Source organism: Pseudomonas sp. SGAir0191, from assembly GCF_002812565.2.
Taxonomy (GTDB): domain Bacteria; phylum Pseudomonadota; class Gammaproteobacteria; order Pseudomonadales; family Pseudomonadaceae; genus Aquipseudomonas; species Aquipseudomonas parafulva_B.
On the sequence record NZ_CP025035.2, the window covers coordinates 3,705,680 to 3,721,524 of the forward strand.

General features: G+C 61.9%; 13 protein-coding genes. 6 read left to right on the forward strand and 7 right to left on the reverse strand.

Going from position 1 to position 15,845, the window contains the following annotated elements:
* Positions 1–71: 71 nt before the first annotated feature.
* On the forward strand, positions 72–389 hold the full coding sequence (gene sugE / locus CWR53_RS16585; protein WP_058604169.1) for a quaternary ammonium compound efflux SMR transporter SugE: 318 nt from the start codon (positions 72–74) through the stop codon (positions 387–389).
* Between the two features lie 24 nt (positions 390–413).
* Here sugE and CWR53_RS16590 read toward each other — a convergent pair whose 3' ends face one another.
* From CWR53_RS16590 to CWR53_RS16605, 4 genes are all read right to left on the reverse strand, one after another.
* The gene (locus CWR53_RS16590) at positions 414–2,291 is read right to left on the reverse strand and encodes an MFS transporter (protein ID WP_058638026.1); all 1,878 of its coding nucleotides are present in this window, start codon (positions 2,289–2,291) and stop codon (positions 414–416) included.
* 209 nt (positions 2,292–2,500) lie between these two features.
* The gene (locus CWR53_RS16595; RefSeq protein ID WP_100852072.1) at positions 2,501–3,334 is read right to left on the reverse strand and encodes an amidohydrolase; all 834 of its coding nucleotides are present in this window, start codon (positions 3,332–3,334) and stop codon (positions 2,501–2,503) included.
* A 21-nt stretch (positions 3,335–3,355) separates the two neighbouring features.
* The gene (locus CWR53_RS16600) at positions 3,356–4,624 is read right to left on the reverse strand and encodes an MFS transporter (protein ID WP_100852073.1); all 1,269 of its coding nucleotides are present in this window, start codon (positions 4,622–4,624) and stop codon (positions 3,356–3,358) included.
* A gap of 126 nt (positions 4,625–4,750) precedes the next feature.
* Positions 4,751–5,482: a GntR family transcriptional regulator gene (locus CWR53_RS16605; RefSeq protein WP_058604165.1), complete on the reverse strand. Its 732-nt coding sequence runs from the start codon at positions 5,480–5,482 to the stop codon at positions 4,751–4,753.
* Positions 5,483–5,715: 233 nt separating this feature from the next.
* Here CWR53_RS16605 and CWR53_RS16610 point away from each other — a divergent pair, with 233 nt between their 5' ends.
* Positions 5,716–9,189: a PAS domain-containing hybrid sensor histidine kinase/response regulator gene (locus CWR53_RS16610; RefSeq protein WP_100852074.1), complete on the forward strand. Its 3,474-nt coding sequence runs from the start codon at positions 5,716–5,718 to the stop codon at positions 9,187–9,189.
* On the opposite strand, the gene rmuC is transcribed toward CWR53_RS16610, so the two are convergent.
* Together rmuC and CWR53_RS16620 are read right to left on the reverse strand one after the other, a co-directional pair.
* Positions 9,161–10,531: a DNA recombination protein RmuC gene (gene rmuC / locus CWR53_RS16615; RefSeq protein ID WP_167339090.1), complete on the reverse strand. Its 1,371-nt coding sequence runs from the start codon at positions 10,529–10,531 to the stop codon at positions 9,161–9,163. The two genes, CWR53_RS16610 and rmuC, sit on opposite strands and share 29 nt — an antisense overlap.
* 202 nt (positions 10,532–10,733) lie before the next feature.
* On the reverse strand, positions 10,734–11,150 hold the full coding sequence (locus CWR53_RS16620) for a sel1 repeat family protein (protein WP_058604162.1): 417 nt from the start codon (positions 11,148–11,150) through the stop codon (positions 10,734–10,736).
* A 940-nt stretch (positions 11,151–12,090) separates the two neighbouring features.
* On the opposite strand from CWR53_RS16620, the gene CWR53_RS16625 reads away from it, so the two are divergent.
* The 3 genes from CWR53_RS16625 to CWR53_RS16635 all read left to right on the forward strand — a co-directional run bounded on the left by CWR53_RS16625 (position 12,091) and on the right by CWR53_RS16635 (position 14,457).
* A complete protein-coding gene (locus CWR53_RS16625; RefSeq protein ID WP_027915766.1) occupies positions 12,091–12,315 on the forward strand; it encodes a hypothetical protein in 225 nt (74 codons plus the stop codon).
* A gap of 249 nt (positions 12,316–12,564) precedes the next feature.
* Positions 12,565–13,047, forward strand: a complete 483-nt coding sequence (locus CWR53_RS16630; RefSeq protein WP_058604161.1) for a hypothetical protein — start codon at positions 12,565–12,567, stop codon at positions 13,045–13,047.
* Positions 13,048–13,191: 144 nt separating this feature from the next.
* Complete coding sequence (locus CWR53_RS16635; RefSeq protein WP_058604160.1) at positions 13,192–14,457, forward strand: OmpP1/FadL family transporter; 1,266 nt, start codon at positions 13,192–13,194, stop codon at positions 14,455–14,457.
* A 40-nt stretch (positions 14,458–14,497) separates the two neighbouring features.
* On the opposite strand, the gene CWR53_RS16640 is transcribed toward CWR53_RS16635, so the two are convergent.
* Positions 14,498–15,427, reverse strand: a complete 930-nt coding sequence (locus CWR53_RS16640; RefSeq protein WP_058604159.1) for a LysR family transcriptional regulator — start codon at positions 15,425–15,427, stop codon at positions 14,498–14,500.
* A gap of 115 nt (positions 15,428–15,542) precedes the next feature.
* Between CWR53_RS16640 and CWR53_RS16645 the strand changes: the two genes are divergently transcribed.
* A complete protein-coding gene (locus tag CWR53_RS16645; protein WP_100852076.1) occupies positions 15,543–15,800 on the forward strand; it encodes a DUF2798 domain-containing protein in 258 nt (85 codons plus the stop codon).
* The last annotated feature ends 45 nt before the right edge of the window (positions 15,801–15,845 follow it).

Here is a 15,845-nt window from a genome sequence, read left to right on the forward strand (position 1 = left end):
GGACGACCTCACGACGCCCAGCGTGATCACCCAGGGGACGGCCCCATCACTTGCAACGATGGAGACGCATCATGTCCTGGATCATCCTGTTCTTCGCCGGCCTGTTCGAGGTCGGCTGGGCCGTTGGCCTCAAATATACTGACGGCTTCAGCAAGCCACTGCCCACCGCGCTCACGGTTGCCGCCATGGCCGTCAGCCTCGGTCTGTTGGGCCTGGCGATGAAAGAGCTGCCGCTGGGCACGGCCTATGCCATCTGGACCGGCGTCGGCGCCGTGGGCACCGTGATCGCCGGCATCATCCTGTTCGGTGAGTCCATGGCGCTGGTTCGACTGGTCAGCGTGGCGCTGATCGTGTGCGGCCTGGTTGGCCTCAAGGTCAGCGCCAGCTGATACCGGTCAGCTGGCCAGGCGCGCTCAGCGGTTGCCTGCGCGCAGGCCAATGACCTGCTCGCGCAGCCGCTCCGGCAGCGCCTCCTGTGCAGGGATGGCGCTGCCTGCCACGACAGTCACCCGGGACCACATTCTTCTGAAAAACCCTTTGGCCGGGTCGCGACTGAAGAAACTGCCCCATAGCCCTTGCAGCGCCAGGGGAATCACTGGCACGGGCGTCTGTTCAAGAATATGGCTCAGGCCGCCCTTGAACACGTCGATCTCACCGTCCCCTGTCAATTTGCCCTCGGGAAAGATGCACACAAGCTCGCCGTCAGCCAGGTAACGGGCAATGCGAGCGAAGGCGCGCTCGTACGTCGCCAGGTCCTCGCTACGCCCGGCAATGGGTATGGCGCCCGCGGTGCGAAACACGAAGTTCAGCACGGGCAGGTTGTAGATCTTGTAGTACATGACGAAACGAATAGGACGGCGTATCGCGCCAGCGAGCAACAGGGCATCGACGAACGACACGTGGTTGCACACCAGCAATGCCGCGCCTTCATCGGGAATGTGCTGCAACCCTTGGTGCTTGACGCGGTACATCGAGTGACTGAGCAGCCAGATGAGAAACCGCATGGTGAATTCGGGCACGATGCTGAATATGTAGGCGTTGACGGCGATGTTCAGCAGCGAGACGACCAAAAACAGCTGGGGAATGTCCAGCCCAGCCACGCCCAGCAAAACCATGGTCAACAGGGCCGACACCACCATGAACAATGCATTGAGGATGTTGTTGGCAGCGATCACCCGCGCGCGCTCGTCCACGGCCGTGCGTGACTGAATCAACGCGTACAGCGGCACGATATAGAACCCGCCGAACACCCCGAGCCCGACGATGGACAGCAGAATCCACCACGCTTGGTGCAGGCCCAGCAGGTCGAGCCAGTCATGGGCGCTGGCGGCGCTCGGCACATCCCCGGAATGCCACCACCACAGCAGGCCGAACACGGTCAGGCCGAAGGAGCCGAACGGCACCAGGCCGATTTCCACCTTGCGCCCGCTCAGGCGCTCACACAACAAGGAACCCAGGGCGATGCCCACCGAGAACAGCGTCAGCACCAAGGTGACCACGGTGCCATCGCCGTGCAGCCAGTCTTTGGCGTAGGCCGGGATCTGGGTCAGGTAAATAGCACCGACGAACCAGAACCAGGAGTTGCCGACGATCGAGCGCGATACCGCAGGCGGCTGGGCAAGACCCATGCGCAGGATGGTCCACGACTGCCTGAAGATGTTCCAGTCCAGCTTCATGTGCGGTGAGGCAGCAGCGGCGCGGGGAATCCAGCGGCTGGCCAGGTAGCCCAGTACAGCAGTGCCCACTACGCCCCCGGCTACCACCGTGGCGTAGTTTTCGGCTGACATCATTACCCCGGCGCCGATGGTGCCGGCGAGGATGGCCAGGAAGGTGCCCGTCTCTACCAGCCCATTGCCGCCGACCAGCTCTTGCTCGCGCAGCGCCTGGGGCAGGATCGAGTACTTCACCGGCCCGAACAGCGCCGAATGGGTACCCATGCCGAACAAGGCCACCAGCATGAGGGCCAGGTGATTGGTCGCAAACCCCAGCGCGCCGACCGACATGATGCCGATCTCCGCCAGCTTGATCACCCGAATGAGCGCGTCCTTGGGAAACTTCTCCCCGAACTGCCCACCCAGCGCCGAGAAAAGAAAGAACGGCAGGATGAACAGCAAGGCACACAGATTGACCCAGATGGACCGGTCACCGTCCCCTAGGCTCAGCTTGAACAGGATGGCCAGGATCAGCGACTGCTTGAACAGGTTGTCGTTGAACGCACCGAGCGACTGGGTAATGAAAAAAGGCAGGAAGCGCCGTTTGCCGAGCAAGGTGAATTGCGAGGAATGACTCATCGTCCTTGGTCCTGGATTGAGGTTCAGCCGTGATGGCAGTCAGCGGATGACCAGGGTTAGGCCCGCGCCGACAGCGGTAGCCTGCCTCGGTACACGCAGGCAAGCAAGGACTGTGACGAGCAGGCCAGCCGCCCTTGGAGCGGCAGCGCCTCAACGCCCCGTCGCCGGGCTGTTTGCCAAGGGCGCTGGTCGATGATGCCTTGCTTGGCTCAAGCGAAGCCAAACAGCGTTCTGGCCGTATCGACCAGCAGTGCCTGACGCAACTGAGCCGAGCACCCCAGTGCCTCGAATTGCTCAAGGGCCTGGCCAAAACTCATCGCTCTTTCATGCTGCGTATGCGGCCAGTCGCTGCCCCACATCAGGCGCTCGGCCCCATAATGCGCTTCCAGCGCGCCCAGCGCCTGGCGGGCGAACAGCACGTTCTGCTCGGGCGAGCCTTCCAGACGGTAGATACCGGAAACCTTCACCCAGACATTACCCTGCCCGCCCAGGGTCAGCAGCTCGGCGAAACCCGCTTGCCCCAGCCCGTTGCGCGCATCGGGCCTTCCCAGGTGGTCGATGACGATATCCAGCCCATACGGTTGCAGCGCCCGCACCAGGGTGGGAATGTCCTCCAGGTGTCGATGCAGCTCGACGTGCCAGCCCAGCTCGGCCATGCATTCGAAGCGATGGCGCCACTGCGGGGCCGCAAGGTCCGGCAGCGGTTGCCCCAGGAGGTTCAGGCGCACGCCTCTGACCCCTAGCTGGTCCATCCGGGTGAGGGTTTGGCGGGCAGCGTCCGGCTCAAGCATCACCACCCCCCGCAGGCGCCCTTGAGCGGCCTGCAGAGCGCTCAGCAGATAGCCATTGTCGGTACCCAGGAAACTGGGCTGTACCAGAACGCCGTGACTGAAACCGTGCGCCTGCAACTGGCTGAGATAGTCAGCCAACGGCGCATCGTACGCGGGGGCATAACGGCGCTCGCGCGCCAGTGTCAGCCCTTGGCTGAACACGTGGGCATGGCTGTCGATGGCAATAACGGAGCAAGTAGGGTCGTGAGGCATGTCTTTGATCTATAGGTCAGGTTACTGGGCGGCCACACCGGGCGCTTGCAGAGCAGGTTCGAGGTTGCGGCCGCGCGTTTCTGGCAGGCACAGCGCGGCGATCACCGCCACGCCGTAGGCGATGCCGGCATCGATGCCGATGGCGGTACCCAGCGACATGGATTCGCTCATGTGTCCAACCAGGAACGGGAAGACAGCCGAGAGCACACGGCCGAAGTTGTAGCAGAAGCCCACCCCTGCTCCGCGCACGTCGGCAGGGTACAGCTCGTTGAAGAAGGCGCCGAGGCTTGCCGGAATACCGGCTGCGAAGAAACCCAACGGGAAACCCAGGAACAGCATCTGGGTGTTGCTCAACGGGAAGAAGACATAGGCCTGAACCGTCAGCACGCAGCACAGCGCAAACAGCAGGATGTTGCGACGCCTGCCGATGCGATCGATCAGCAGCCCGCTGACGACACAGCCACACCAGAACGCGAAGATGATCACCGCCAGGTAGCCACCGGAATTGAGCACCGACAGGTTGCGTTCGGTCTTGAGGAAGGTCGGCAGCCAGGTCATCACCGCGTGGTAGCCACCATGCGCCCCGAGGCCCAGCAAGCCGCCCAGCAGCGTGACACGCAGCAGTTCAGGGCGAAAGATCCCGGCCATCGAGGCGAAGAAGCCCTGGGGAATGGCGTTCTGTTTCTGCAGGCGTTGAAAGCTGTCCGGTTCTGGCACGTTGCGACGCACCCAGATGATCAGCAACGACGGCAACAGGCCAACGAAGAACATCACACGCCAGGCGAATTCCTGCGGCACCAGCGAATAGATCAAGGTGAACAACGCCACCGCCAGGCCCCAGCCTACCGCCCAGGCGCTTTGCACCGTGCCCATGACCTTGCCGCGGTACTTGGGGTTGATGGTCTCGGCCATCAGCACGGCCCCGGCCGCCCACTCCCCACCAATGCCAAAGCCTTGCATGGCCTTGACGAACAGCAGTGGATAGAACCCTGTCACGAAAGCCGAGAGGAACGTGAAGCAGGAGAACCACAGGATCATCCATTGCAACGTGCGCACACGGCCGTACCGATCCGACAGGGTTCCGCCAAGCCAACCGCCGATCGCGGAGGTCACCAGGGTCAGGCCGCTGATCAGGCCCGCATCGCCTTTGGACAGCGAGAAAGCCGCGATCAGCGCGGGAATGGCCAGGCCGAACATCTGCACTTCCAGCGCATCGAGCGACCAGCCCCCAAAACAGGCCCAGAAGGTCTTGCGTTCGCGCGATGTTATTTGGCGGTACCAGCTGAACATGATTTTTATCCTTTTAATGGTGAGGGGTACGCTGGGTTGCATGCAGCGCAGGCAACCGAGCAGGCGAAGCCACTGCGCCCGGGTGACGGGGCGCAGGCAGGTAAAAAAAAGGTTGAAACGGCGCGGTCAGCGAATATCGATGCGGTAACGGAAGTGCTGCGCGTGCCCTCGCGACCGGCGCCACTCCAGGGGCTTACCGGCGTAGTCACGGGCCAGCCGCTCGATCACCACGATCGGGCTGCCGGCCGGTACCTGCAGAAGGCGCCCGTGTACTTGATCCACGGCCTCGGCAGTCAGGGTCTCTTCGGCAGCTGCGACCACTTGCCCACACACCTGTTCGTAGATCGGGTAAAGCAACGGGCCCTTGCTATCCAGATCGGTCTCCAGCAGTAACTTAAACGGCTGGCGGGGCAGCCAGATGTCCTCGGCCAGCACGGGCTGGGCGTCGAGCAGACGAAGGCGCTGCAAGTGGATCACATCGGCTGCGGGGGCCAGGCCCAAGGCCTGGGCCACGGCAGACGGGGCCGCCACGACGTTCATTCCCAGGATGCGACTCATCGGCACGACACGCTCGCCGTTGACCGCCTCGAAGCGGAAGAAGCGAAACAGCGAGGATTGGAACTGTGGACGGCGGATGAAGGTGCCTCGCCCCTGCTGGCGCTCAAGCACGCCTTCGGCCACCAGCGCATCGATGGCCTTGCGCACGGTGCCTACCGACAGATCGAATTCGGTCGCCAGCGCAGCCTCGGTGGGAATCGCTTCACCAGGGTGCCAGCGATTGTTGGCAATCTGGGCTACCAGATGGTCGCGTAGCTGTTGGTAGCGTGGCAGTCGTGTGTCGCTGGCGAGTGGAAGCATGGGCGTGTTCTCGTCTTGTTATATAGACATCTATATGAATTTTTCGGAAGTATTTGCTTCGCGGCATCACCTGTCAATCCTCCATCGGTCAACTGGCCTCGCCCGAGCCTGCAATTGGGGGCGTCATGCTGCGACCACGTGCCACTGCGACCATCGTCTGCGCTGACGGCGCGCCACCTGTCGTGCCAGACTGGCTGACCGGGCCTCGTTATCCATTAAGCGTCGGAGTCACCATGTCGTTGTCCAGCGGGCTGATCGCCGCGGTCGCCCTGGCCTATATGGCCGTCATGTTCGCCATCGCCTTCTATGGCGACCGGCGCAGCACCCCATTGCCGCCCAAATTGCGTGCCTGGGTGTACAGCCTGTCGCTGGCGGTGTATTGCACCAGCTGGACGTTCTTCGGCGCGGTCGGACAAGCGGCCGAGCAGCTGTGGGCATTCCTGCCGATCTACCTGGGGCCGGTATTGCTCCTGGTCTTCGCACCCTGGGTGGTGCAGAAGATGGTGCTGATCAGCAAACAGCAGAACATCACTTCCATCGCCGACTTCATCGCCGCCCGCTACGGCAAGTCCCAGACGCTGGCCGTGGTGGTGGCCCTGATCTGCCTGGTGGGGGTGCTGCCCTACATCGCCTTGCAGCTCAAGGGCATCGTACTGGGCGTCAACCTGTTGATCGGCGCCAGTGCAGATGCCACCGGCACACGCGTGCAGGACACAGCGCTGGTGGTGTCGCTGGTCCTGGCGCTGTTCGCCATCGTCTTCGGCACGCGCAGCCTGGACGTCACCGAGCACCACCGGGGCATGGTGCTGGCGATCGCGTTCGAGTCGTTGATCAAGCTGCTGGCGTTTCTGGCCGTGGGGATCTTCGTCGTCTTCAACCTCTACGATGGGTTCGATGACCTGTTCACCCAGGCGCGCCAGTCCATCGAACTGCACGATTACTGGACGGAGACCATCAACTGGCCGTCGATGGTGGTCCAGACGGCCGTTGCCATGATGGCCATCATCTGCCTGCCACGGCAGTTTCATGTGACCGTTGTGGAAAACATCGAGCCGCAGGACATGCGCCTGGCACGCTGGGTGTTCCCGATTTACCTGGCCCTGGCCGCCCTGTTCGTGGTGCCCATCGCCCTGGCGGGGCAGATGCTGCTGCCGGGTACGGTGATATCGGACTCATTCGTGATCAGCCTGCCCCTGGCCGAGGCACACCCCAGCCTGGCGCTGCTGGCATTCATAGGTGGCGCGTCAGCTGCTACCGGCATGGTCATCGTCGAAGCGGTAGCGCTGTCGACCATGGTTTCCAACGACATGCTGCTGCCCTGGTTGCTGCGTCGCAACAACGCCGAGCGACCATTCGAGGTGTTCCGGCACTGGATGCTTTCGGTTCGGCGGGTCACCATCGTGGTCATCCTGCTGCTGGCGTACGTCAGTTACCGCCTGCTGGGCTCCACGGCCAGCCTGGCGACCATCGGCCAGATCGCGTTCGCCGCCGTGACCCAATTGACGCCCGCCATGCTCGGCGCGCTGTACTGGAAGCAGGCCAACCGCCGGGGCGTGTTTGCAGGCCTGGCGGCGGGTATCTTCCTGTGGTTCTACACCCTGGTGCTGCCCATCGCCGCCCACAGCCTGGGCTGGTCGCTGCAGGTGTTTCCAGGGTTGGCGTGGTTGCATGGCAACCCGTTGAATCTGCCGATCAGCCCGCTGACCCAAGGCGTGGTACTGTCGCTTGCCGGCAATTTCACCCTGTTTGCCTGGGTCTCGCTGCTGTCGCGTACCCGCGTGTCCGAGCACTGGCAAGCGGGCCGCTTCATTGGCCAGCAGACCAGCGCCCGCCCCAGCAGCAAGCCGTTGCTGGCGGTGCAGATCGACGACCTGCTGACCCTGGCGTCGCGTTTCGTGGGTGAGGAGCGCGCGCGGCAGAGCTTCATTCGGTTCGCCTATCGCCAGGGCAAGGGCTTCAACCCCAACCAGAACGCCGACGGTGACTGGATCGAACACACCGAGCGGTTGTTGGCCGGTGTTCTGGGCAGTTCGTCTACCCGTGCAGTGGTCAAGGCAGCCATCGAGGGCCGCGACATGCAGCTCGAAGACGTGGTGCGCATTGCCGATGAAGCGAGCGAGGTGCTGCAGTTCAACCGGGCATTGCTGCAGGGCGCCATCGAGAACATCAACCAGGGCATCAGTGTGGTCGACCAGAACCTGCACCTGGTGGCCTGGAACCGGCGTTACCTTGAGCTGTTCAATTACCCGGACGGGCTGATCAGCGTAGGACGGCCCATTGCCGACATCATTCGCTATAACGCTGAGCGCGGCCTGTGCGGCCCAGGGGAAGCCCAGGTGCACGTGGCCCGGCGTCTGCACTGGATGCGCCAGGGCCGGGCTCACTCGTCCGAGCGGCTGTTCCCCAATGGGCGCGTGATCGAGTTGATCGGCAACCCGATGCCAGGTGGCGGTTTCGTCATGAGCTTTACCGACATCACGCCGTTTCGCGAAGCCGAGCAAGCGCTGCGCCACGCCAACGAAAGCCTTGAGCAACGCGTGGCAGAGCGCACCTACGAGCTGTCGCAACTGAACCAGGCGCTGACCGAAGCCAAGAGCCATGCCGAAGCGGTCAGCCAGTCCAAGACCCGCTTCCTGGCTGCGGTCAGCCACGACCTGATGCAGCCGCTCAACGCCGCCAGGCTGTTTTCCGCGGCCTTGTCGCAGCAAGCCGAAGGCATGACCGAGGAAGCCCGGCAACTGGTCCAGCACATGGACAGTTCACTGCGCTCGGCCGAGGAGCTGATCAGCGACCTGCTGGACATCTCGCGCCTGGAAAACGGCAAGATCACCCCCGACGCCAAGCCGTTTGCCCTGAACGAGCTGTTCGACACCCTTGGGGCGGAATTCAAGGTATTGGCTGCCGAGAAAGGCCTGGCGTTTCGCCTGCGCGGTAGCCGCCTGCGGGTCAACAGTGACATCAAACTGCTGCGCCGTGTGCTGCAGAACTTCCTCACCAACGCCCTGCGCTATGGCAAGAGCCCGATCCTGCTGGGTGCACGCCGCCAGGGCGAGCGCCTGTGGCTGGAAGTCTGGGACAGGGGGCCCGGCATCGCCGACGACAAGCTGCACGTGATCTTCCAGGAGTTCAAACGCCTGGACAGCCATCAGACCCGCGCCGAAAAAGGCCTGGGCCTGGGCCTGGCGATCGCTGACGGACTGTGCCGGGTCCTGGGCCACACACTGGAGGTACGTTCCTGGCCAGGCAAGGGGACTGTGTTCCGTGTAAGCGTGCCGATCTCTCAACAACCAGCCCCCGTCACTTCGGCGGTAGAGCAGCGCAGCGAGCCGCTGGCCGGGCTGCAGGTGCTGTGCGTCGACAACGAAGACAGCATCCTGATTGGCATGAACAGCCTGCTCAGCCGCTGGGGCTGCCAGGTGTGGACCGCACGCAGCCGCAGCGAGTGCGAGGCGCTGCTGGCCGAGGGCATGCGTCCGCACCTGGCCCTGGTGGACTACCACCTGGATGAAGGCGACACCGGCACGCGCTTGATGGGCTGGCTACGCACTCGATTGGGCGAACCGGTGTCTGGGGTGGTCATCAGCGCCGACGGCAGCAAGGAAACCGTCGCACTGGTGCATGCCGCAGGCTTGGACTACCTGCCCAAACCGGTGAAGCCCGCTGCCTTGCGGGCCCTGCTCAACCGTCATCTGAGCCTGGTGCAGTAAGCGCCTGGTCGGGCACTTCATCGGCGAAGGCGCGTTCGAGCAAGTCGGGCGCCAGGCTTTTGCTGGCCCGGGCGCCGAGCAGCTTGAGCTGCTCGCTGCGACTGACCAGGTTGCCGCGCCCTTCGCACAGTTTGTTACGGGCTGCCGCGTAGGCCTTGTCCACCTGTTGCAGGCGGCTGCCCAGTTCATCCAGGTCCTGGATAAACAGCACGAACTTGTCGTACAGCCACCCGGCACGTTCGGCGATTTCCCGGGCGTTCTGGCCTTGGCGTTCCTGCTTCCACAAACTGTCTATCACCCGCAGCGTGGCCAGCAAGGTGGTGGGGCTGACGATGACGATTTGCCGGTCGAAGGCTTCCTGGAACAGGTTGGGCTCGGCCTGCAACGCCGCCGAGAACGCGGCCTCGATGGGCACGAACAGCAGCACGAAGTCCAGGCTGTGCAGGCCTTCGAGACGGCTGTAGTCCTTGCTCGACAGGCCCTTGACGTGACTGCGCAAGGACTGGACGTGCTGCTTGAGCGCCGCCTCGTCGTTGCCTGACACGAACTGCTGATAGGCCGTCAGGCTCACCTTGGCATCGACCACCACCTGTTTGTTGCCCGGCAACATGATCAGCACATCGGGCTGGAAGCGCTCACCGTCAGCGCTCTTGAGGCTGACCTGCGTCTGGTACTCCCTGCCCTTTTCGAGCCCTGCGTGTTCGAGCACGCGCTCCAGGATCAGCTCGCCCCAGTTACCCTGGGTTTTCTGCCCCTTGAGCGCCTGGGTGAGGTTGGTCGCTTCATCGGACAGGCGCAGGTTCAGTTGCTGCAGGCGCTCGAGCTCCTTGCCCAGCGAAAAGCGCTCGCGGGCTTCCTGCTGGTAGCTTTCCTCGACACGTTTTTCGAACGCCTGGATGCGCTCCTTCAACGGATCGAGCAGTTGGCCAAGGTGCTGCTGGCTGGTCTGGGCAAAGCGCTGTTCGCGCTCATCGAAGATCTTGGTGGCCATGTCGGCAAACTGGGCACGCAGGGTATCGCGGGCCTCCTGCAGGTCCTCGAGACGCTGCTGGTGGCTTTCCTGCTGCTCTCGCAGCTCGGCTTCCAGGCGTGCGGCCTGAGACTCCAGGCGGCGCTGCTCTGCCTCGCGGGTAGCGCGCTCCAGGTTCCAGGCGTGGGCGGCGTCGCGGGCATTGTCCCGCTCGATCTGCAGCAGCTCCAGCTCTCGGCCCTGGGCTGCCAGCTGCGTCTGCTTGAGGGTATTGGCTTCGCTGAGGTCACTGACTTCATCACGACTGGCATCGAGTTGCGCCTGCAAACCGGCCTGGGCCAGCTGCGCTGCGTTCAGACGCTCTTCAAGCAAGGCACGCTCGCCATGCCGTGCCGCATGCCGACGCTGAAGCTGCATGACCCACACCAGGCACGGCACCGCGCCCACCACCAAGCCCAGCAGAATGCTGGCCAGATCCACTGTCATGGCTACCCCGGTCACTGTCTGGCAAATTCGCTGAAGCTTAACAGCCTGACCGGCAGGTTGCCCGCGGCGTTGTCACATGCAGGAGTGATCAGCGCCCGAACCACTGACGCAGCAAACGACGGGCCTCCTGGGACCCGTTCCCGGCCGCCAACTCCAGCCAGCTGCGGGCCTGCTCGGGCGCAGAAGCCCGGCACGCTCGGGCATACTCCACCTGGGCGCGACAATCGCCTGCGCGTGCGGCCTGACGGAGCAGGTCATGGCCGATACGCCGATCACGGGCGCTGCCGCAGTCGCGGCAAAGCATCTGTCCCAGGCGGCTTTGAGCCACCACCACACCCTCGCGCGCTGGGCGCTTGAGCAACCGCCCAGCTAGGTGCTTGACCTGTGGTTTGTCACCCAAACGCGAACTGTCGAGTAGCCACAGGGCAACTTTGAGCGTGAACCGTCCAGGGCGCTGTGCAGACGAGGGCATGGGGCTGGCGAGTTGTTTGCTGCGAGACTTCATGAGCGGCAGGTCAGGCAAATCGAAAAGCGCGCCACTCTACCGGTTTTTGACGTGCTGGCCTAATGCCGAGGACTTTTTTTATAAAAATTTCATGTGATTGTTTCTTGACGTTTGCAAGACGATGGATGGTCATGCGAACTGGTCTGATTTTTGGCAAGACCCGAGACGGTTTGGCGCCAACCCCGCACTAGAGCAAGCGGCGACGACAATCCACAGTTCCTGTGGATAAGTCGGTGGACAACACCCTATTCCCCCCCGCCAAGCCCCGAATTACGGGGGCTGCTGTCAAACTGACGATTTTTTCACCAACCAAAAATAGTGTTTTTTTTCATTGACTTAACTGGCCAGTCAAGTCATTGGCGACTGGAGCGGAAGGTAGGACGCGTTTGATACAAATCATCCTTTCGGTGTGAACAAGCCCCGGCCGGGCATCCGTTCGTGTGTCAGGCAGGCGTTCTGGGCATCCTCTAAGCGTGCTCTACCCCCTTCCCACCGGCAAAATTAAGGGCCATACTGCTCGGCTACCCAAGCGCTTCCAGGGCTTGCCTTCATTAAAAGGTTCAGGTAGGATGCGCCTCGTTAGTACCAAGCTGAAAGTCAATTCTGGCCAACAATGTCCTTGCAGATCCGCTTTCCCAACAGCGCGCTGCTGAAACCAGGACCGGCCCTTTCGATGACTCGCCCGCAGCCGATATGCTGCCGCGACATCCATCACGAGACTAATTGATCAGGATCCCGCGCGAAGGCCCAGAACCTTGGCCCCGTGTGCTGCCTGTCCTCTGAAGTACCTACCAGTCAGCCCAAGCGCCCACTTTTGATTGCGCTCCTTTTGGCTGCTTTGTTCCAGCAGGTTCTCTCGTCCCTTAATAAAGACGTCACTGGAACGTTTCTATGATGCACGGATCTACTCCCCGTGTTTAATGCAGGAACCTCCAACAATATGCAAACTCAACATCAAATCCAGGCTGCAATCGGTACCCTTTCCCAAGCGTTCTCGCCGCTGAAATGCTTGCTCGTTGCACCACGCAAGGGCAGCTTCAGCTTTACGCTGGTGGACGAACACGGTATCGCCTGCCACACCGAACGTCTGTACCACGAGCAGTACAGCCGCAGCGAACCGCTGCAGGCCGTTATCGCCCGTACCCGCCAGTCACTCACCGCGTGAGCGGTGAATGCTGCGGCATTCACCTGTCAGATACACCCCCTCCCCGCTTGCCTGTACAAATCCAGCGTAATTGCCTTCGGGTATATCGCTCGGGTTGTCAGGCAGCAATCGATTTAAAAACAGCCCTTTACACCATCCTTATCACACTACACTTCAACTCGAGCGGTGCACGCCGCTTCCGGCGGGCCTGACCGTTCATCCAGCTGCCAAGCGCCTGCGCCCGTCGGTCTCTTACTGCTCGGGGGCACCATGGGTATTGCGGCCAAAGAATTACGTCAGCATGTCATCAGGCCCACACTGATCTACCTTGACCGCCACTGCGTCAGCGCCGAAATGTTGTTACTCGGCATTGCTGCCTGCCAGTCGGCACTGGGGTCGGCGCTGCACGGTAGACGTGGGCATGGTCTCTTTCGCATAGATGACCAGCGTCATCGGACGCTCTGGGACGATTACCTGGCACGCGATCCTGACTTGGCCAGCCGTGTACGCGGCCTGGCCAGCCAGCATGCCTTCCTGGGCGGACCCGACCTGGAACTTACCGTGAACCTGCGCTACGCCACCGCCATTGCCTGGCTACTTGTCGAAGCCCAGGTTGTGACCTTGCCTGCAGTGGACGACCGGATAGGCCAGGCGCGCATCTGGCGTCAGATTTTCAACCCCCAGGGTCGCTTGCGAGACTTCACAGAAGCCTGGCAAGCCTGCGTGGATCAGAAACTGCCAGTGGCTTCTTGAGACGGTTCTTACAGACTCAACTGAGAAAAGGAATTTTAGTCGGATTGTCCTACAAAACCGCTCTATCTCCTGCGATTGCGCCTATAGCGCGGCGCGTGATTTGTTGGTAGCTTTTCGCCTCGGAGATCCCAAGGAGTTCTAATAATGAAAAAAGTAATGCTCAAAACCTCCCTTGGCGTTGCTGTTGCGCTCGCTTCGAGCCAGCTGTTCGCCAGCGGCTTCGCGTTGAACGAACAAAGCGTCAGCAGCATGGGGACAGGTTTCGCGGGACGTTCCTCTTCTGCCGAGGATGCCAGCACCGTATACGGCAACCCGGCCGGCATGTCCCGCCTCAAGCGCCAGCAGGTCACCGTCGGTGGCGCAGCGGTCATCGCCAAAACCGATATCTCGGGGCCTGGCAGCAACCTTGGGGGGGAAACTGACGGTGACATGGTACCGGTGGTCGGCGTACCCATGGGTTACTACGTCAAGCCCATCGACGATCACTGGACCGTCGGCTTCGGTGTCTACGTGCCATTCGGTCTGGTCACCGACTACGGCAGTGACGACGCGGCGCGTTATTGGGGCAAGAAAAGCCACGTGGAAGTGGTGACATTCCAGCCTACCGTCAGCTACGCCTTCAATGACAAGGTGTCGATCGGCTTCGGCCCGACCTTCAACCGGATCAAGGGCGAACTGGGTTCCAACCTGATCAACCCGGCCACTCCCGGGCGCAACGACGGTGAAGTCAAGATCAAAGGCGACGACACGGCGGTCGGCTACAACATCGGCCTGATGGTGCAAGCCACCGACCGCACGCGCATCGGCCTGACCTATCACTCCATGGTCGATTACAAGCTCGAGGGCAAGACCAAGGTCAACACCCCGCTGATCGGACCTTTCAGCGGCAGCAAGTTCGATGCCTCGCTCAAGATCAAGACGCCGGAGTCGGTGGACCTTTCGGTCACTCATGAGCTCGACGATCAGTGGACGCTGTACGCCGGCAGCACCTGGACGCGCTGGAGCCGTCTGAAGGACATCACTGTACAGAACGATGTCCCGCGCCCATTGATCGGCTCAGCCTTCCAGACCATTTCGGAAGAACAGAACTGGCATGACACCTGGGCCCACGCTGTGGGTGCGTCGTACAAGGTCAACAAGGAGTGGGTGCTGCGTACCGGCTTCACCGTCGACCAGTCGCCGACCAACAACCAGGACCGCTCGCCGCGCATCCCCACAGGCGATCGCAAGATCTTCAGCCTGGGCGCCGGCTGGAGCCCGAGCGAGGACATGACCATCGACGTGGCGTATTCCTACCTGTGGGAAGAGGACACCAAGGTCAATCAGGTCAGCGCCACCAAGGGCGCCTACCGTGCCAAGTACGAGAACAGCGCGCACGGTGTAGGGGCATCCCTCACTTACCGCTTCTGATCGTTCCCGCTACTGGAAAACCGCCCTCGTGGCGGTTTTTTCATGTTGGCACTTGCCAATCTTCGCCAAGACGGTCGCGCAGGTAATGCATGAAGGCGTGTACCTTGCTCGTGAGTGCGAAGCGATCGGCCACGCAGAGATAAACGTCCATGGGTTCTGTCTGCGCATACGCCTGTCCGTCAGGGCTGTATTCGAACAGCGGCACCAGGGCACCGCAAGCCAGGTGCGGACGTGCAATGAACGCTGCCAGGCGAGTGATACCGCCGTCATGCACCGCCATCTGCGTGAGCGCATCGATGTCGTCGCAGATGAGCACGTCGCCGAATTCGGGCTCCAGGCGCTGCCCATCACGCATGAACCCCCAACGCAACAGACGGCCATCGACCGGGTAGCGAAACACCAGACAACGGTGGTTGCGCAGGGCCTCTGGCGTTTGCGGTACACCGGCACTGGCCAGATACCCTGGCGCTGCACAGCAGACGAAAGGAATGCGGGCGATGTGCTTGGCGACCAGGTGCTCGTCCAGCTGGGGCGTGATGCGCAGGCTGACATCGATACCTTCACGTGCGTGGTCAACTTTTCTATCGCTCATGACCAACTCGATCGAGATACGCGGGTACAGCTCGCTGAACGCAGGTATCAGAGGCGCCAGGACGTGACGACCGAACGCGGAGGTCGAAGCGATGCACAGACGACCTTGGGGCTCGGTTTCAGGCGTCATCACTGCTTGCTCAGCGCGCGCCAGGTCACGCTCTATCAGCCTGACATGCTTGTAGTACTGGGTGCCGGCGGGAGTCAGCGTCATGCGCCGCGTTGTGCGGGTCAGCAGGCGGACCTGCAGGTGTCCTTCAAGACGCGCCAGGTTCTGACTCACGGCGGCTGGGCTGATGCCCAGGCTGCGGGCGCCCGCAGCAATACTTCCCGCTTCGACGACCTTGATGAAGCTGCGGATGGCGTTGAGCAGGTCCATGCTATGCCCTTGGGATTCGTAAGTTTTGCTTTATAAAGGACTAAGGCGCAGCGGTCTACTGGGGGAGCGCCGTGTGTTGATAGGGTAACGCCTCAATCGGACTCCAGGAGGTCGCATGACTGATGCCACTCAAAGCCGTCGCCGCAGACTGCATGTGAATGCCACGCCGTATGTGTTTGCCTTTTACATGTCGGCCATCATGGCGTTGCTGATGTGTTTCGTGATTACGGCAGCTCACGCCGGAATTGATCAGGATTATATAAGCAACGTGCTGAAAGCCTATCGATTGGCAATGCCGGTAGCCTTTGTTTGCGTGTTGATTGTAAGACCGATTGTGGGAAGGCTGGTTGCGATGACCGTGCATGCGGGTTGAATCGTGATGCAGCTGCCATTGTGGATAGATAGATTGATCATCAGC